This window comes from Brachymonas sp. J145, from assembly GCF_036312245.1.
Lineage (GTDB): Bacteria > Pseudomonadota > Gammaproteobacteria > Burkholderiales > Burkholderiaceae_C > Brachymonas > Brachymonas wangyanguii.
Map to the genome: position 1 here is coordinate 108,133 of NZ_JAZDCI010000003.1, position 15,401 is coordinate 123,533.

At 64.6% G+C, this 15,401-nt stretch carries 17 protein-coding genes and 1 tRNA gene; 6 read left to right on the forward strand and 12 right to left on the reverse strand.

Translation table 11 applies throughout. From position 1 onward, the window contains the following. The first annotated feature begins 43 nt into the window (after positions 1-43). Together V1261_RS04420 and V1261_RS04425 are read left to right on the forward strand one after the other, a co-directional pair. The gene (locus tag V1261_RS04420) at positions 44-742 is read left to right on the forward strand and encodes a histidine phosphatase family protein (protein WP_329770236.1); all 699 of its coding nucleotides are present in this window, start codon (positions 44-46) and stop codon (positions 740-742) included. Continuing rightward, the gene (locus V1261_RS04425; RefSeq protein ID WP_436231798.1) at positions 742-2,289 is read left to right on the forward strand and encodes an ABC transporter substrate-binding protein; all 1,548 of its coding nucleotides are present in this window, start codon (positions 742-744) and stop codon (positions 2,287-2,289) included. Before V1261_RS04420 ends, V1261_RS04425 begins: the two co-directional genes overlap by 1 nt. A 15-nt stretch (positions 2,290-2,304) precedes the next feature. Here V1261_RS04425 and V1261_RS04430 read toward each other — a convergent pair whose 3' ends face one another. From V1261_RS04430 to V1261_RS04445, 4 genes are read right to left on the reverse strand one after another with little or no spacing between them, the layout of a single operon-like run. Then, positions 2,305-3,090 (reverse strand): ATP-binding cassette domain-containing protein, encoded by a 786-nt coding sequence (locus V1261_RS04430; protein WP_329770237.1) that lies wholly within the window; start codon positions 3,088-3,090, stop codon positions 2,305-2,307. Further along, entirely contained in the window at positions 3,087-4,067 is a 981-nt protein-coding gene (locus V1261_RS04435; protein ID WP_329770238.1) for an ABC transporter ATP-binding protein, read from the reverse strand. Before V1261_RS04435 ends, V1261_RS04430 begins: the two co-directional genes overlap by 4 nt. Beyond that, positions 4,067-4,948: an ABC transporter permease gene (locus V1261_RS04440; RefSeq protein ID WP_329770239.1), complete on the reverse strand. Its 882-nt coding sequence runs from the start codon at positions 4,946-4,948 to the stop codon at positions 4,067-4,069. Before V1261_RS04440 ends, V1261_RS04435 begins: the two co-directional genes overlap by 1 nt. After that, positions 4,945-5,904 carry an ABC transporter permease gene (locus V1261_RS04445; protein ID WP_329770240.1) on the reverse strand — a complete coding sequence of 320 codons (960 nt, stop codon included), beginning with the start codon at positions 5,902-5,904 and terminating at the stop codon, positions 4,945-4,947. Before V1261_RS04445 ends, V1261_RS04440 begins: the two co-directional genes overlap by 4 nt. 109 nt (positions 5,905-6,013) lie before the next feature. On the opposite strand from V1261_RS04445, the gene V1261_RS04450 reads away from it, so the two are divergent. Together V1261_RS04450 and V1261_RS04455 are read left to right on the forward strand one after the other, a co-directional pair. Beyond that, positions 6,014-6,271 (forward strand): YfhL family 4Fe-4S dicluster ferredoxin, encoded by a 258-nt coding sequence (locus V1261_RS04450; RefSeq protein WP_329770241.1) that lies wholly within the window; start codon positions 6,014-6,016, stop codon positions 6,269-6,271. 39 nt (positions 6,272-6,310) lie between these two features. Next, positions 6,311-6,553 carry a hypothetical protein gene (locus V1261_RS04455; RefSeq protein ID WP_329770242.1) on the forward strand — a complete coding sequence of 81 codons (243 nt, stop codon included), beginning with the start codon at positions 6,311-6,313 and terminating at the stop codon, positions 6,551-6,553. Between the two features lie 6 nt (positions 6,554-6,559). Here V1261_RS04455 and pth read toward each other — a convergent pair whose 3' ends face one another. From pth to V1261_RS04490, 7 genes are all read right to left on the reverse strand, one after another. Then, complete coding sequence (pth, locus tag V1261_RS04460) at positions 6,560-7,132, reverse strand: aminoacyl-tRNA hydrolase (protein WP_329770243.1); 573 nt, start codon at positions 7,130-7,132, stop codon at positions 6,560-6,562. A gap of 93 nt (positions 7,133-7,225) precedes the next feature. After that, positions 7,226-7,840, reverse strand: a complete 615-nt coding sequence (locus V1261_RS04465; protein ID WP_329770244.1) for a 50S ribosomal protein L25/general stress protein Ctc — start codon at positions 7,838-7,840, stop codon at positions 7,226-7,228. A 103-nt stretch (positions 7,841-7,943) separates the two neighbouring features. Then, positions 7,944-8,918 (reverse strand): ribose-phosphate pyrophosphokinase, encoded by a 975-nt coding sequence (locus V1261_RS04470; RefSeq protein ID WP_329770245.1) that lies wholly within the window; start codon positions 8,916-8,918, stop codon positions 7,944-7,946. A gap of 86 nt (positions 8,919-9,004) precedes the next feature. Next, positions 9,005-9,081, reverse strand: a tRNA-Gln gene (locus tag V1261_RS04475). A 42-nt stretch (positions 9,082-9,123) separates the two neighbouring features. Beyond that, positions 9,124-9,984: a 4-(cytidine 5'-diphospho)-2-C-methyl-D-erythritol kinase gene (gene ispE, locus V1261_RS04480; RefSeq protein ID WP_329770246.1), complete on the reverse strand. Its 861-nt coding sequence runs from the start codon at positions 9,982-9,984 to the stop codon at positions 9,124-9,126. Further along, on the reverse strand, positions 9,981-10,508 hold the full coding sequence (locus tag V1261_RS04485; RefSeq protein WP_329770247.1) for a lipoprotein insertase outer membrane protein LolB: 528 nt from the start codon (positions 10,506-10,508) through the stop codon (positions 9,981-9,983). The genes ispE and V1261_RS04485 overlap by 4 nt, the downstream gene beginning before the upstream one ends. Positions 10,509-10,510: 2 nt before the next feature. Continuing rightward, the gene (locus tag V1261_RS04490; RefSeq protein ID WP_329770248.1) at positions 10,511-12,415 is read right to left on the reverse strand and encodes a tetratricopeptide repeat protein; all 1,905 of its coding nucleotides are present in this window, start codon (positions 12,413-12,415) and stop codon (positions 10,511-10,513) included. 157 nt (positions 12,416-12,572) lie between these two features. Between V1261_RS04490 and mutM the strand changes: the two genes are divergently transcribed. Next, positions 12,573-13,412 carry a bifunctional DNA-formamidopyrimidine glycosylase/DNA-(apurinic or apyrimidinic site) lyase gene (mutM, locus tag V1261_RS04495; RefSeq protein WP_329770249.1) on the forward strand — a complete coding sequence of 280 codons (840 nt, stop codon included), beginning with the start codon at positions 12,573-12,575 and terminating at the stop codon, positions 13,410-13,412. Beyond that, positions 13,409-14,503, forward strand: a complete 1,095-nt coding sequence (gene mutY, locus V1261_RS04500; RefSeq protein WP_329770250.1) for an A/G-specific adenine glycosylase — start codon at positions 13,409-13,411, stop codon at positions 14,501-14,503. The genes mutM and mutY overlap by 4 nt, the downstream gene beginning before the upstream one ends. Here the strand turns inward: mutY and rapZ are convergent, their stop codons facing one another. Beyond that, a complete protein-coding gene (rapZ, locus tag V1261_RS04505) occupies positions 14,504-15,400 on the reverse strand; it encodes an RNase adapter RapZ (protein ID WP_329770251.1) in 897 nt (298 codons plus the stop codon). Position 15,401: the final 1 nt, after the last annotated feature.

Genomic DNA, 15,401 nt, shown 5'->3' on the forward strand with positions numbered 1-15,401 from the left:
ATGATTCCATCGCCGCTACATATTGCCCCCTTACAATGGCTGCATGCCCGAGCTGATCCTTATCCGACACGGCGAAACCGACGCCAACAAGGCCCTGCGTTTTCAGGGCCACACCGATATTCCGCTCAACGCCATGGGCCAGCTGCAGTCTGACCGGCTGGCCAAGGCCTTGCGCGACAACGGCATCCTCGACCGCGTGGTGGCGGCCTACAGCAGCGACTTGCAGCGCGCCGCCAAGACGGCTGAAACCGCCTTGCACCAGCTGCCGCTACAGGCGCGCCTGCTGACTGAATTGCGCGAGCAGTCCTTCGGCATTCTCGAAGGGCTGACGATGGACGAAGCCCGCCTGCAGCATGCCGACATCCTGCACGACTGGATGCGCTTCGATCCCGATTACCAGCTGCCGCACGGCGAGAGCCTGCGCCGTTTCCACCAGCGTACGCTGGGCGCGCTCACCGGTATCGCGCAGGCGCACGCCGACATGCCGGCGGATGGCTGCATCCTGGTGTTTTCGCACGGCGGCGTGGTAGACATGGCCTGGCGCACGCTCACCGGCCAGTCGCTGGCCGGCCCGCGCACGGTGGAGATCCCCAACGTGGGCCTGAACCACATGCGCTGGGATGGCTCGCAGTTCCAGCTGTTGCACTGGGCTGATGCACGCCATGTGGCCGATTTGCCCAGCCAGCCACGCTATGACCAGACGCGGCTGCAAGTTCCCGCTTCCGACAAGGAGAATGCCTGATGATGGATAGACGCACGGTATTGCTGTCTGGCCTGGGGCTGACCGCCACAGGCAGCCTGGGCCTGACGGCTTGCAAGCCCTCCGACGCTCCGACTATGGCGGGCAGCGGTGCCGCTGCGGCCGCTGGCAAGAGCGGCCAGACCAGCCTCACGCTGGGCATGGTGCTAGAACCGCCAGGCCTGGACCCGACCACCGGTGCCGCTTCCGCCATTGGCGAGATCACGCTCTACAGCCTGTACGAAACGCTGACCAAGATTGGTCCCGATGGCAAGGTTGGCCCCTTGCTGGCCGAATCGTGGGAACATACGCAGGATCTGCTGCGCTGGACTTTCCGCCTGCGCCAGGGTGTCAAGTTCCACAACGGCGAGGCCTTCTCGTCCGATACCGTCAAGTTTGCCTTCGGGCGCGCCGCCGCATCGGACAGTACCAACAAGGACAAGCGCCTGTTCAGCAGCTTTACCGGCATCGACACGCCGGATGCGCACACCGTGGTGCTGACCGTGTCCGAGCCCAATCCGGATCTGCCTTTCCTGCTCGGCCAGGCGACCGCCATCATGGTGGAGCCCAAGAGCGCTGCCAGCAACGGCATCCATCCGGTCGGCACCGGCCCCTATCTGGTGGACAACTGGCGCACCGGCGCCTCGCTGATGCTGAAGGCCTGGCCGGATTACCGCGATGCCGGCAACATCGCCCTCAAGCAGGTGACTTTCCGCTTCATTTCCGATACCGCGGCACAGACAGCAGCGCTGCTGTCGGGCGATGTAGACCTGTTCCCGCGCGTGCAGGTGGCGCGCAGCCTGGACCAGTTCCGCAACAACCCGCGCTTCCAGGTATTGGTGGGCGGATCACGCGCCAAGACGATCCTGGCCATGAACCATGCGCGCAAGCCGCTGGGCGATGTGCGCGTGCGCCGTGCCATCAGCGCCGCGATTGACCGTCAGGCCGTGGTTACTGGCGCCGCCGATGGTTTTGGCGTGCCGATCGGCAGCTATTACGTGCCGGGTGCGCCGGGCTATGTCGATACCACCAGCATCAATAGCTACGATCCTGAACGTGCCAAGGCCTTGCTGAAAGAGGCTGGCATCGACAAGCTGACGCTGACCATCAAGCTGCCGCCGCCGCCGTATGCGCGCCAGGGCGGCGAGGTGATCGCGGCCATGCTGGCCAAGGTCGGCATCACGGCGAGGCTGGAAAACATCGAATGGGCGCAGTGGCTGAGCAACGTCTATGGCGGCAGCCAGGATTACGACATGACCATCATCAGCCATGTCGAACCGTTTGACCTGGACAATCTGGCCAAGCCCGATTACTACTGGCACTACGATTCGCCGCAGTTCCAGGAGCTCTATACGCGCATCACGCGCACCGCCGACGAGACCGAGCGCAACCGCCTGCTGGGCGAAGCCCAGCAACTGGCCGCGACCGATGCCGTCAGCGCCTACCTGTACCAGCCGCAGTGGATCACGGTGACGCGCAGCGGCATTCAGGGCCTGTGGCAGGACATGCCGGTGTTCGTCAACGACCTGTCGGCGATCCGCTTCCAGTAAGCGGACAGTTGTTGTTCATAGCCGCGGCACGGCCGACAGCAATTTCTGCGTGTAGGGGTGCTGTGGCGCCTTGAACAACTGTTCGGCCGGCGCGTATTCCACCAGCTGGCCGCGATACAGCACGGCAATCTGGTGACACACATGGTGCACCACCGCCAGGTCGTGGCTGATCAGCACAAAGCTGATGCCATGCTCCTGCTGCAGCCGGCAGATCAGGTTCAGCACCTGGGCCTGTACCGATACATCCAGTGCGCTGACGGGCTCATCGGCCACGATCAGGCGAGGTCGGCTGATCAGCGCACGCGCCATGGCAATGCGCTGACGCTGGCCACCGGAAAACTCGTGCGGGTACTTGTCCAGATCGGGTTCGCGCAGGCCCACTTCCTGCAGCGCCAGCAGGGCGCGCTCACGCAGCGTAGTGCGATCCAGCCCGTCCATGTGCAGCGGTTCGGTGACGATGCGCAGCACGGTCTGGCGCGGATCGAGCGAGGCATACGGATCCTGGAACACCATCTGGAAATCCTTGCGCGCCTGCAGCAACTCGCGCGCGGGCAGCGCATGCAGGTCCCGCCCCAGCAGCAGCACCTTGCCGGCATCGGGCTGGTCCAGTGCCATGATCAGGCGTGCCAGCGTGGTCTTGCCACTGCCCGATTCGCCGACGATGCCCAGGCTTTCGCCGGCCTGCAGCTCCAGGCTGACATCATCGAGTGCGCGCGTGATGCGTGGCGGCTCGAACAGGCTGTGGCGGCGCTGGCGGTAGTGGCGGGACAGGTGTTGCACCTGCAGCAACGGCGTGCTCATGACTCAGGCTCCAGATGCAGGCAGCGTGCCAGGTGCGGAATCGGGCTGGCGGCCGGCAGCGCGACCATCGGCGGTTCGGCCAGGCGGCAGTCATCCTGCACGCGGCTGCAGCGGTCGGCAAAACGGCAGCCAGGCGGTGGCGCAAACAGGTCCGGCACCTGGCCCGGAATGGTCGGCAGGCGGGTGCCGCGTGCCGCATCCAGCCGCGGGCGCGCTTGCAGCAGGGCGCGTGTGTACGGGTGCGCCATGCGCGCAAACACTGCGTCGGTGGCGCCGGATTCGACTACGCCGCCGGAGTACAGCACCAGCATCTGCTGCGTGTAGCGCGCAATGACTGCCAGATCATGGCTGATCAGGATCAGCGCCATGCCGCGTTCGGCCACCAGATCGCGCAGCAGGTCCAGAATCTGCGCCTGGACCGTCACGTCCAGTGCCGTGGTCGGTTCATCGGCAATCAGCACATCGGGGTCGCAGGCGAGGGCGGCGGCAATCATGACACGCTGGCGCTGGCCGCCGGAAAACTGGTGCGGATAGTCCTTCAGGCGCTGCTGCGCATCGGGAATGCCGACGCGCTCCAGCAGCGCCGCCGCATGCTCCAGCGCCTCGCGGCGACGCATGCCGCGGTGCAGGCGCAGCGGCTCGGCCACCTGATCGCCAATGCGCTGCAGCGGATCGAGTGCCGTCATCGGTTCCTGGAATACCATGCCGATATCGTCACCGCGCAGTGCGCACAGCGCTTCTTCGCTGGCCCCGACCAGCTGCTGGCCGTTGAACAGGATGCTGCCCTGTGCCTCGGCGTTGTTCGGCAGCAGGCCCATCAGCGCCAGCATGCACAGCGTCTTGCCGCTGCCGGATTCGCCAATCACGCCCAGCGTCTGGCCGCGTTCCAGCGCAAAACTCACTTGGCGTACGCCGGCGGCACTGCCGCGGTGGGTGTGCAGCAGCACGCTCAGATCCTTCACTTCGAGCAGCGCCATCAGCGGCCTCCCTCGGAAATGCGCGGATCCAGCAGGTCGCGCAGGGCATCGCCCAGGAAATTCAGGCCCAGCACCGCCAGCGCGATCGCCACGCCCGGGTACACCGCCAGCATTGGATGGCTGAACAGCAGCGTCTGCGCATCGGCCAGCATGCGGCCCCAGCTCGGTTGCGGTGGCTGCGTACCCAGGCCCAGATAGGACAGGGCGGCTTCGGCCAGGATCGCCACCGAGAACTGGATGCTGGCCTGCACGATCAGGATCGCCGCGATATTCGGCAGGATGTGCTCCAGCGTGATGCGCAACTGGTTCTTGCCACAGGCCTGCGCCGCCAGCACGAACTCGCGTGTCCACAGCGCACGCGCGCCGGCACGCGTGACGCGGATAAAGGTGGGAATGTTGAAGATGCCGATGGCGATCATGGCGTTGACCATTCCCGGCCCCCAGACGGCTGCCAGCATGATGGCGGTCAGCAGCGCCGGAAAGGCAAAGGTCACGTCGGTGAGGCGCAGGATGACTTCTTCCAGCCAGCCACGCCGTGCCGCTGCCAGCAGCCCCAGCGCCGTGCCCACGGTCAGGCCGATACCGACCGCAATCACGCCCACAAAGATCGAGCTGCGTGCGCCCACCAGCAGCTGCGATATCACATCACGGCCCATCACGTCGGTGCCCAGCCAGTGCGTGGCGCTCGGGCCGGCCAGCCGATTCGCCAGATCCATCTCCAGCGGCGGATGCGGCGTCCAGACATAGGACAGCAGGGCGGCGGCCACCAATAGCAGCGTCAGCAGCGCGCCGATCCACAAGCCGGGATGACGACGCGCACGGCGGCGGAAGCGGCGGCCCGGGGTATCGGGCTGGTGCGGGGTGCTCACGGCGGTACTCATGCGCCGCTCCGGTTGCGCGTGCGCAGGCGCGGATCGATCAGCGCATACAGCACATCGACCAGGAAGTTGACCACGATCACCATGCTGGCCAGCAACATCACGCAGTTGCGCACCACAATCAGGTCACGATTGGCGATGCTCTGAAAAATCAGCCGGCCCAGACCGGGCAGGAAGAACACGTTTTCCACCACGATGGTGCCGGCCAGCAGGCTGGCAAACTGCAGGCCCATGATGGTCAGCACCGGAATCATGGCGTTGCGCAGCACATGGCGATAGAGCACGGCACGCTGGCTCATGCCGCGTGCGCGCGCAGTGCGCACAAAGTCTTCCTGCATCACCTCGAGTACCGAGGAGCGCGTGATACGGGCCAGGATCGCCGTCTGCACCACGGCAAGTGACAGCGCCGGCAACAGCAGGTCACGCAGGCCGTTCAGGATGCCGGCACGCCAGCCGTCAAAGCCGCCAGCGCCAAACCACTGCAAATGCACGGAAAACAGCAGGATCAGCAGGATGGCAAACCAGAAATTGGGCACCGCCATGCCGATCTGCGCCAGGCCCATGACCACGACGTCGCCGGGCTTGTTGTGGCGCGAGGCGGCATAAACCCCCACGGCCAGCGCCACGATGCTGGTGATCAGCATTGCCAGCAGTGCCAGCGGCACGGTCAGTGCCAGCCGTTCGGCAATCAGCGGCCAGACTGGCCGGCCATAGGCATGGCTGATGCCCATGTCGCCCTGTACCAGGCCGCTGATCCAGCTGGCGTAGCGGCTCCACAGCGGCTGGTCCAGTCCGAGCTGGCGTGCCAGTTCGGCCACCGCCTCGGGGCTGGCGTCCGGGCCCAGCATCACCTGGGCGGCGTTGCCGGGCAGGATTTCCAGCACGCCAAACACCACCAGCGAGGTGAGCAGCAGTGTCAGCAGCAGGCTGGACAGGCGTTGGACAAGATAGGCGCTCATGCAGACAGGGGGAATGGGGTTATAGGCTGACGCCCAGGGCGCAAAACCGGATAATACTGGTTTTATATCATCTGCCCGCAAGGCAGTGCATGAAGAAGAGGTAAGGCCCGTGGCCCTGATGATCACCGATGATTGCATCAACTGTGATGTATGCGAGCCCGAGTGCCCGAATGAAGCCATTTATCTGGGCGAAGAGATCTACGAGATCAATCCATCCAAGTGTACCGAGTGTGTCGGTCACTTTGACGAGCCCCAGTGCGTGCAGGTCTGCCCGGTGGCCTGCATCCCGATAAACCCCGAGTTTGTCGAAACGCGGGAACAATTGATGGACAAGTTCCATCAACTGCAGGACAAGCAGGACGCTTGATCCGCGCAGGGCGGCTCCCTGCAGCAGGAGATCGCCGCCATGCCTATTGCCAACATCGTCATCTATTTCGCCTGGATTGCGGCTGTCGTTGCCTTTGTCCTGGCCGGCCTGTCCCTGACGCACGTGGGGGCTGGCATCCATCCCTTGCTGGGCGATACCCAGGCTGGCCTGGTGTTCCTGCTGTGCGGCATCACCATGGTGGTGTTTGCGATTTTTCCGCGCCTGATCTACCGCCTGACCAAGCGTGAAAAGGAACAGCACACTGCCGAGGACGATGCCTGAACGGTCTCAGGGTGCCGTATGGATGTCCTTGGTCGCCTTGGTCATGTCGCCGGCCAGCAGGTCGGGCAGGGCCTTGAGGCTGTGGTCAATCGCCTGTTCGATGGCGATGCGGTGGTCGGGCGAGGGCTTCTTCAGCACCCAGTTCACCACTTCGGACTTCACGCCCGGATGGCCGATGCCGATGCGCAGGCGCCAGTAATCGGGTGAACCGAGTTGCGCGTGGATATCGCGCAGGCCGTTGTGGCCGGCGTGACCGCCATCTTTCTTGAGCTTGACCTGGCCCGGTTCCAGATCCAGTTCGTCGTGCACCACCAGGATGTTTTCCGGTGGAATCTTGAAAAAGCGTGCCAGCGCGCCGACCGACTGGCCGGAGCGGTTCATGAAGGTCTGCGGCTGCAGCACCCAGACCGGCTTGCCCTGGATCGTGGTGCGGCCCATCAGGCCGTGGTAGCTGCGCTCCATGTTCAGGAACAGGCCCAGCTTGCGCGCGGCGGCATCGGTCCACCAGAAGCCGGCGTTGTGGCGGGTGTCTGCGTATTGCGGTCCGGGGTTGCCGAGGCCGACGATGAGCTGGATCATGACGATGTCTTGCGTGGAGAAAAGAAAGAGGATACGGCAGCGCCCATGAAAAAGCCCACCGAAGTGGGCTTTTCCTGTGCGAGTGTGCCGGGATTATTCGGCAGCAGCTTCGCCTTCGCCTTCAGCAGCGGCAGCAGCGCCACCACCGGCCGGGCCAACAATGGTCACCAGCACCGGGTCGGTTTCACCGCCCTGGGCGACGAATTCCACGCCTTCGGGCAGGGTCAGCTGGCTGGCCAGCACGACGTCACCCTTCTTGGCCTGGCTCAGGTCCACGACGATGGCTTCCGGCAGGTCCTTGGGCAGACAGACGATTTCCAGTTCGTTCTGGACGTGGTTGACCGTGCAGCGGTCCAGCTTGACAGCGTCCGACTCGTCAGCACCCACGAAGTGCAGCGGCACCTTCAGGGTCAACTTCTCGCCAGCGACCACGCGCTGGAAGTCCACGTGCAGCACCAGCTGCTTGTAGGGGTGGTATTGCACGTCACGCAGCAGCACCGGGGTGACCTTGCCGGCCACTTCCAGGTTCAGCACGGAAGAGTGGAACACTTCCTTTTTCAGGGCGTGCCACAGGGCGTTATGGTCCAGTTCGATGGCGACCGGATCAGCGTTGCCGCCGTAAACGATACCGGGGGTTTTACCAGCATTGCGCAGGCGGCGGCTCGCACCCGTACCTTGCATGGTGCGCTCAAAAGCGACGACTTTCATGGTTTTCTCCATTGGTGGCAGCACCGCGACCAGTGTCTGCCTGGGTTGATAAAAAAATCTGCACTTGAACGTGTGCAGAGGACGTTGTAAGGAGACCGGAAGATCAGTTCTGGTCGTCGCTGTCGCTGAACAGGCCCAGCACGGAATCGCCATTGGCAATGTGCTGCATGGTCTTGGCAATCAGCGGGGCTACCGAGACCTGGCGGATCTTGGTGCAAGCCTGCGCTTGCGGCGACAGCGGAATGGTGTTGGTCACCACCACTTCGTCCAGGGCGTCGCCACGGGCAATGCGCTCGATGGCCGGACCGCTGAAGATCGGGTGGGTACAGTAGGCATAGACATTCTTGGCACCGCGCTCCTTGAGCACTTCGGCAGCCTTTACCAGGGTGCCGGCGGTGTCGATCATGTCGTCCATGATGATGCAGGTACGGTTGCCGATGTCACCGATGATGTTCATCACTTCGCTGACGTTGGCGCGCGGACGGCGCTTGTCGATGATGGCCAGGTCGCAGCCGAGCTGCTTGGCCAGTGCGCGGGCACGCACCACGCCGCCCACGTCCGGCGACACCACGATCGGGTCATCGTAGTTCTGCTGGCGCAGGTCGCTCAGCAGCACCGGGGAAGCGTAGATGTTGTCCACGGGAATATCGAAGAAGCCCTGGATCTGGTCGGCGTGCAGGTCCATGGTCAGCACGCTGTGCACACCCATGGTCTGCAGCAGGTTGGCCACGACCTTGGCCGAGATCGGCACGCGCGAGGAACGCGGACGGCGGTCCTGGCGGGCGTAGCCGTAGTAGGGGATGACGGCCTGGATGCGCTCGGCGGAAGCGCGCTTGAGCGCGTCTACCATGATGAGCAGTTCCATCAGGTTGTCGTTGGTCGGGGCGCAGGTGGGCTGGATGATGAAGACATCACGTGCGCGCACGTTCTGCTTGATTTCCACCGTGACTTCGCCGTCGGAGAAACGGCCTACCTGGACTTCGCCCAGGGTGGTGCCCAGGCACTGGACCACTTCTTCGGCAAGACGGGGGTTGGCGTTGCCGGTGAAGACGAGGAAGTCAGAGGCGGAAGAGGTCATTTCGGGTTCCGGAAATGAAAAAAGCCATCGGCAGGATCGTACGCTGGCGATGGCCGTTAAACGGTGTGATGCTCTGGACAGGTAGATGGCAGGGGAGGAAGGATTCGAACCCTCGCATGCCGGAATCAAAATCCGGTGCCTTAACCAACTTGGCTACTCCCCTACACACGCTGACTGTCATGAACAATCAGCGTCATGCTGTTCGTTAAGCCCTCCATTGTAGCAGAGGATGAAGGGCCATATTGCTGCAAACCCGTATTTTCCAGTTTTTTGTTGCAGGCTGTTGTAAATCTGCACTCTGGAAGCTGGTGGGCAGCTCAGCAAACACTGCAGTGCCGGAACCGGTCATGCGCCCTTGCAGCTGGTGCTGCTGCAGCCAGGACAGAGCCTGGGTGACGGAAGGGCAGAGCCCTTGGGCAACCGGTTGCAGGTCATTGCGTCCGTACTGGTACGGGCTTGTGCTTGCAACGAAGTCTGCGATTGTAGCAGCACTTGTATCCCTTTTTAAGGCTGGGTCGGTAAAAATTTTTCCCGTGGGTGCGCCTTCCTCGGGCTTGACCACCAGAAAGCGTGCCGGCGGCAGCTCTACCGCCTGCAATTGTTCGCCAATGCCCTCGACCCAGGCGTTGCGGCCGAACAGGAAGAAGGGCACATCGGCACCGAGTTCGAGGCCTATGGCCGCCAGTTGCTGCGGCGACAGGCGCAGGTCCCACAGCCGGTTGAGCGCCAGCAGGCAGCTGGCGGCATCGGAGGAGCCACCGCCCATGCCGGCTTCCGAGGGAATCTGCTTGTGTAAATGGATATGGGCGCCCAGCGTGCAGCCGGTGGCTTGCTGCAACTTGCGCGCGGCGCGCACGCACAGGTCTTCGGCCGGCAGCTGGCTGTGCGGATCGGCATCGCTGCGGGTGATGCGGCCATCGGCCTGCAGGCGGAAATCCAGCGTGTCCTGCCAGTCGATCAGCATGAATACCGATTGCAGCAGGTGGTAGCCGTCCGGGCGGCGGCCGGTGATGTGCAGGAACAGGTTGAGCTTGGCAGGCGCCGGAATATCACGCAGCTCGGTCATGTCGCGTCTGCATCCACCGATTCGATGATGAGCTGCAGGCGTGCCGTGGGCAATGGTTGCAGGCGTTTGGCGATCAGGCGGCCTTCGCTGCGCTGCGACAGGTCGGGCTCCCAGCCGGGGACCGGGGTGGGACGGCCATCGAGCCAGTCGAACAGCGAAGTGACGGGCACATTGGTGCCGGTGACTTCGGTGACCAGGCTGTCCAGGTCCGGATAGGCGCGCGTGCCATTGCCTTGCTGCAGCTCGGCGACACCGGGCATCCAGCGGATCTGCGCCAGCTGGCCGCCCAGCGGGTTGAACAGGCCGAGCGTGCCGCTGAGGGCGTTGCCGGTCAGTTCAAAGCCGGCGATAAAGGATTGCGGCGGATCCTGGTCGAGTACCAGCGACAGGCGGCCGGCCCAGGCACGAATCGGGCCGTCGGGAATCGGCGTGGCGGGAACGGAGGCGCAGCCAGCCAGCGTGGCACCCAGCAACAGGGCGGCACCCAGCTGCAGGCTGCGGCGGCGGGAAATGGAATCGGTCATGGTCAGGGGCGGGTGGGGGTGGCGGCAGGGCGCGGCGTGTAGCCCAGGCGCTGCATGGTTTCTTTCAGTACGGTGTCATCCTTGTCCAGCACCAGGCCTTCCTCGAATACCTTGCCAGCGGCTTCACGGTCGCCGATGGTCCAGAGCACCTCGGCCAGGTGGGCGGCCACTTCGGCCTGCGGTTCGGCGACAAAGGCCTTTTCCAGCCAGCGGCGTGCTTCCGGCAGATTGCCCAGGCGGTATTCGACCCAGCCCATGCTGTCCTGGATGGCACCGCTGTCGGGCGACAGGTCCAGCGCCTTGCGGATCAGTTCCTTGGCTTCGGGCAGGCGTTCGTTGCGGTCGGCCAGCGTATAGCCCAAGGCGTTGAAGGCGTTGGGTGAATCGGGGCGCAGCGCCATCACCTTGCGCATGTCCTGCTCGGTGGCGGCGTAATTGCCCAGGCGCTCCTGCGTCATGCCGCGTGCGTACAGCAGTTCGGCATTCTCCGGGCTGCGGGCGATTTCGGCATCGAGCGCGCGCAGCGCCTCGGCGTGGCGACCGGCACGATCCAGCAGCTGGGCCTCGGCCAGGCTGCGCACCTGGCGCTGCTCGTCGTTGTCGGCGGGCAGGGCACGGATCTGCTGCAAGGCGAGATCGTACTTGCCCAGGCTGTTGAGGGTTTCGGCGCGCTGCACCATGGCGGCGTGGCGGGCGCTTTCCGGCTGGATGCGTTCCAGCCAGCGCGCCGCTGCGGCCGGGTCATTCTGGTGATCGGCGATCTCGGCCATCATGATGTTGGCCTGCATGTCGCTGCTCACGGTCAGGTTGGCCTGCAGGATGCTGAGCGCGATATTGCCGTCTTCACGCGGGCCGGGCATCGGGTCTTCGGCCTTGCGTACGCGGAAATACTGCTGCAGCGATTTTTCAGCCGCCGCCCATTGCTTCTCCTGCAGTTGCAGGCCGCCCTGCAGCATCCAGGCCATGGCGTAATCCGGGTGCCTGCGCAGCACCAGGTCCAGTTGTTTCAGCGCATCGTCATGGCGGCGGATCTCGATCAGGGTCTTGGCATAGGCCAGCTGGATCTCTTGCGTGGCCTGGGGCGCGGTGGCGATCTTGCGTGCCAGCAGTTCGGCGCGGCGCGCCACGTCGGGCTGCTCCTGGCGCGAGGCGCGCATCAGGTCCATGGCGACCAGGCCTGGCAGCTCACGGTTGTGCAGCAGCGCTCCAAGCGCCACCTCGGGTGGCGTGGCCTGCTGGCTGCGTTCCAGCATCTGCAGCGAAGGGGAGAAATCGCGTGCCAGCATCTGCATGCGTGCCATCGCCAGTGCGGCGACGAAGGCGGTATCGCGCTGCTCCACATACGGCTGCAGCGGTTCGCGCACGATGCCCAGGGCCTGCTGCTGATCCTTGACGTTCAGGTAATAGCTCGGGATGTTGTGGATCAGCGTCTGGCGCTTGTCGCCGCTGGCGTGGGCCAGCGCCTGGCGCAGCGGATCGGCGGTTTCACTGACGCGATCCAGCATCAGCAGCACCTGCAGCTGGTAGGTGTCTGCATTCGGGTCATTCGGCAGGGCGGTCTGCCAGGAGCGGATCGCCGTCAGTGCAGCATCCGGGGCACGGCCCTGCAGCGCGATCTCGACGGCGCGCGCATAGAGGCGGCCGTCTTGCGTGCGGCGTGCCGCATCCATCAGGTAGATGAAACCGCGCGAAGGGTTGTTGCGCTGCACGTAAAGCTCGCCGGCCAGGGTGTCGTACAGGGCGGTGGAGCTCTCGATCACGGCCTGCAGGGCGGTGCGGTCGGCGGCCTGCTGGGCGGCACTGCGCGGGGCGATGAGGGCCTCGGCGCCAGGCGTGGTGGCAGCCAGGGCCGGTGTCGTGCTCATGGCGGCAGCCAGACTCAGGGCAAGAAGGGAAAAGCGCTGCAAGGGAATGTCCTCGGAAATGCGGGCAGAATCGGGCCGGCCGGTCGGTGGCCTGTCTGTGGATAATAAAGGATGTTGGGCGCGTCCCCCGCAAACGGGGCCTTCGCCCGGTATGCAGATGCAACGGCGCCAGGCGCCATTTCCCGAGAGACCGAATCCCGTGCCTGAATTGCCCGAAGTCGAAGTGACACGCCGCAGCTTTGCTGACCGCATCCGTGGTGCCACCATCCGTCAGGTGCAATTGGGCAAGCCCTTGCGCTGGCCGCTGGGCGTGGATCCGGATGACCTGCAGGGTCGCGTGGTGCAGGGCGTGCGCCGGCGTGGCAAGTACCTGCTGATGGATCTGGACCAGGGCCTGCTGATGCTACACCTGGGCATGTCGGGCAGCCTGCGCTTTGACAGCCGGCTGCCGCCCGCCGGACCGCATGACCACTTCGAGATGAACACCACGCTGGGTGTGCTGCGCCTCAACGATCCGCGCCGCTTTGGCGCCATCATGTACATGGAAGGCGAGCACGATCCGCGTGCGCGCAAGCTGCTGGACCATCTGGGCGTGGAGCCGCTGGAAGACGCGTTCAGCCTGCAGCACCTGGCCGAAGGCCTGGCCAGGCGCAAGGCGCCGGTCAAGCAGGTACTGCTGGCCGGCGACATCGTGGTGGGCGTGGGCAATATCTACTGCTCGGAAGCGCTGTTCCGTGCCGGTATCGATCCCTTGCTGCCGGCCAACCAGCTCAAGCCGGCGCAGGTACGCCGCCTGTGGGAAGCGATCCGCCATATCATCCAGTGGGCGATTGACGAAGGCGGCAGCACGCTGAAGGATTTTTCCAGCGCTGAAGGGCGCAACGGCTATTTCCAGCTGCAGGCCATGGTGTACGACCGCGCCGGCCAGCCTTGCCGCGTCTGCGACACGCCGATCCGCATGCTGCGCCAGGGCCAGCGCTCCACCTATGTCTGCGCCAAGTGCCAGAAAATGCCGCGCTCGCGCTTTCCGAAGCCATGAGCAACGTACCCCTGTTTCCGCTGGCGGAGTTGGATACCAGCGCAGCGGCCAGCCAGCAGCGCCTGTTGCAGCTGCGAGATGCTTTCTTTCCGCGGCTGGTGGTGTGGCAGCGCCAGCATGGCCGCCATGGCTTGCCCTGGCAGCAGCAGCGCGATCCCTACCGCGTCTGGCTGTCCGAGGTGATGCTGCAGCAGACCCAGGTGGTCACGGTGCTGGATTACTACGCACGCTTTCTACAGGCCTTTCCCGACGTACGGGCGCTGGCCGATGCGACGCAGGAAGAGGTGATGGCCTTGTGGAGCGGGCTGGGCTACTACAGCCGAGCACGCAATCTGCATGCCTGTGCCCAGCAGGTGCGCGATGTGCATGGAGGCGAGTTTCCGCGCAGCAGCGCCGATCTGGTCAAGCTGCCGGGAATCGGCCCGTCTACAGCCGCGGCGATTGCGGCGTTCTGCTTTGGCGAGCGGGTCTCGATATTCGATGCCAACGTACGGCGTGTGCTGGCGCGGCTGCTCGGTTTTGGCGAGGACCTGGCATCGGCCAGGGCGGTACGCGCCTTGCACGACATGGCGCAGCAACTGGTGCACGCGGATGCCGATGCGGCGGACATGGCTTCCTATACGCAGGGCCTGATGGATCTGGGCGCGACTGTCTGTACCGCACGCCAGCCGCGTTGTGCCGCCTGCCCGATGGCCAGCCTGTGCGCCGTGGCCGGTCAGGATCTGGCGGTGGAGCTGCCACGCAAGACGAAAAAGCTCAAGCGCACGGCTGAATCATGGTGGCTGCTGGTGCTGCGCAGCCCGCAAGGCATCTGGCTGGAGCGGCGCGGGCAGCAGGGCATCTGGGCCGGGCTGCACTGTGTGCCCTTGTTCGGTTCGGAGGCCGATGCACTCGCTGCCGCAGCGGGGCTGGGCAGTGCGCATCATGCGCCCATGTTCCGCCATGTGTTGACGCACAAGGACTTGTACCTGCATCCGGTCCTGATCGATGTGGCCGGCGGGCAGCAACCCGCCCTGGCCGGGGAATGGCATGCCGACTGGGCGGCGCGCGGCCTGCCTGCCCCCGTGCGCAAGTGGCTGGAGGCGCTGTGATCAGTGGTCGTCCTGCTCGCGGTGGCGCTTGAGCACCGAGCTCCAGTTGGCACGGAAGTCCTGGAACAGTTTTTCCACCAGGTAGACCGAGCGGTGCTGGCCGCCGGTACAGCCAATCGCCACCGTGACATAGCTGCGGTGGTCCTTGGCCAGTTCGGGCAGCCAGTGGCGCAGAAAGCCGTGGATATGCTGGCGCATCAGCTCCACATCGGGCTGCTGTTCCAGGAAATCGATCACCGGCTGGTCACGGCCGGTCAGCTCGCGCAGGCCGGGCTCGTAATGGGGATTGGGCAGCATGCGCACGTCAAACACATAGTCGGCATCAGCCGGCACGCCGCGCTTGAAGGCAAAGGATTCGAAAATCAGCGTGAGCTGTTGCGGATCGACCGCGATCAGACTCTTGATCTGGCTGCGCAATTGGGCCGGGCGGCGCAGCGTGGTCTCGATCACGTGCGCCTGCAGGCGGAACTCGGCCAGCAACTTGCGTTCCAGCGCGATGGCGGCTTCGAGATCATGCGTCTGGTCGTTGGTGGCGACGACGGTGAGCGGGTGCTTGCGGCGCGTTTCGGAGAAACGTCGCATCAGCATCGGGTCGGATGCATCCAGGAACAGGGCGGTGACCAGGATGCCGCTGCGACGCAGGGCATCGACCTGCATCGGGATCAGCGGCAAGGACTTGGAGCTGCGCGCGTCCATGGCCACGGCTATGCGCCGGGACTGGTGCTGTTTTTCGATCTCGATAAAGGGCAGTAGCAACTCCGGCGGCAGGTTGTCCACGCAGTAGTAGCCGGAATCTTCCAGCGCCTGCAGGGCGATGGATTTGCCGGAGCCTGACATGCCGCTGATGATGACCAAGTGCATATCGGCTTCGTCGGGAGTCGGATGGTGGGTGGTCATG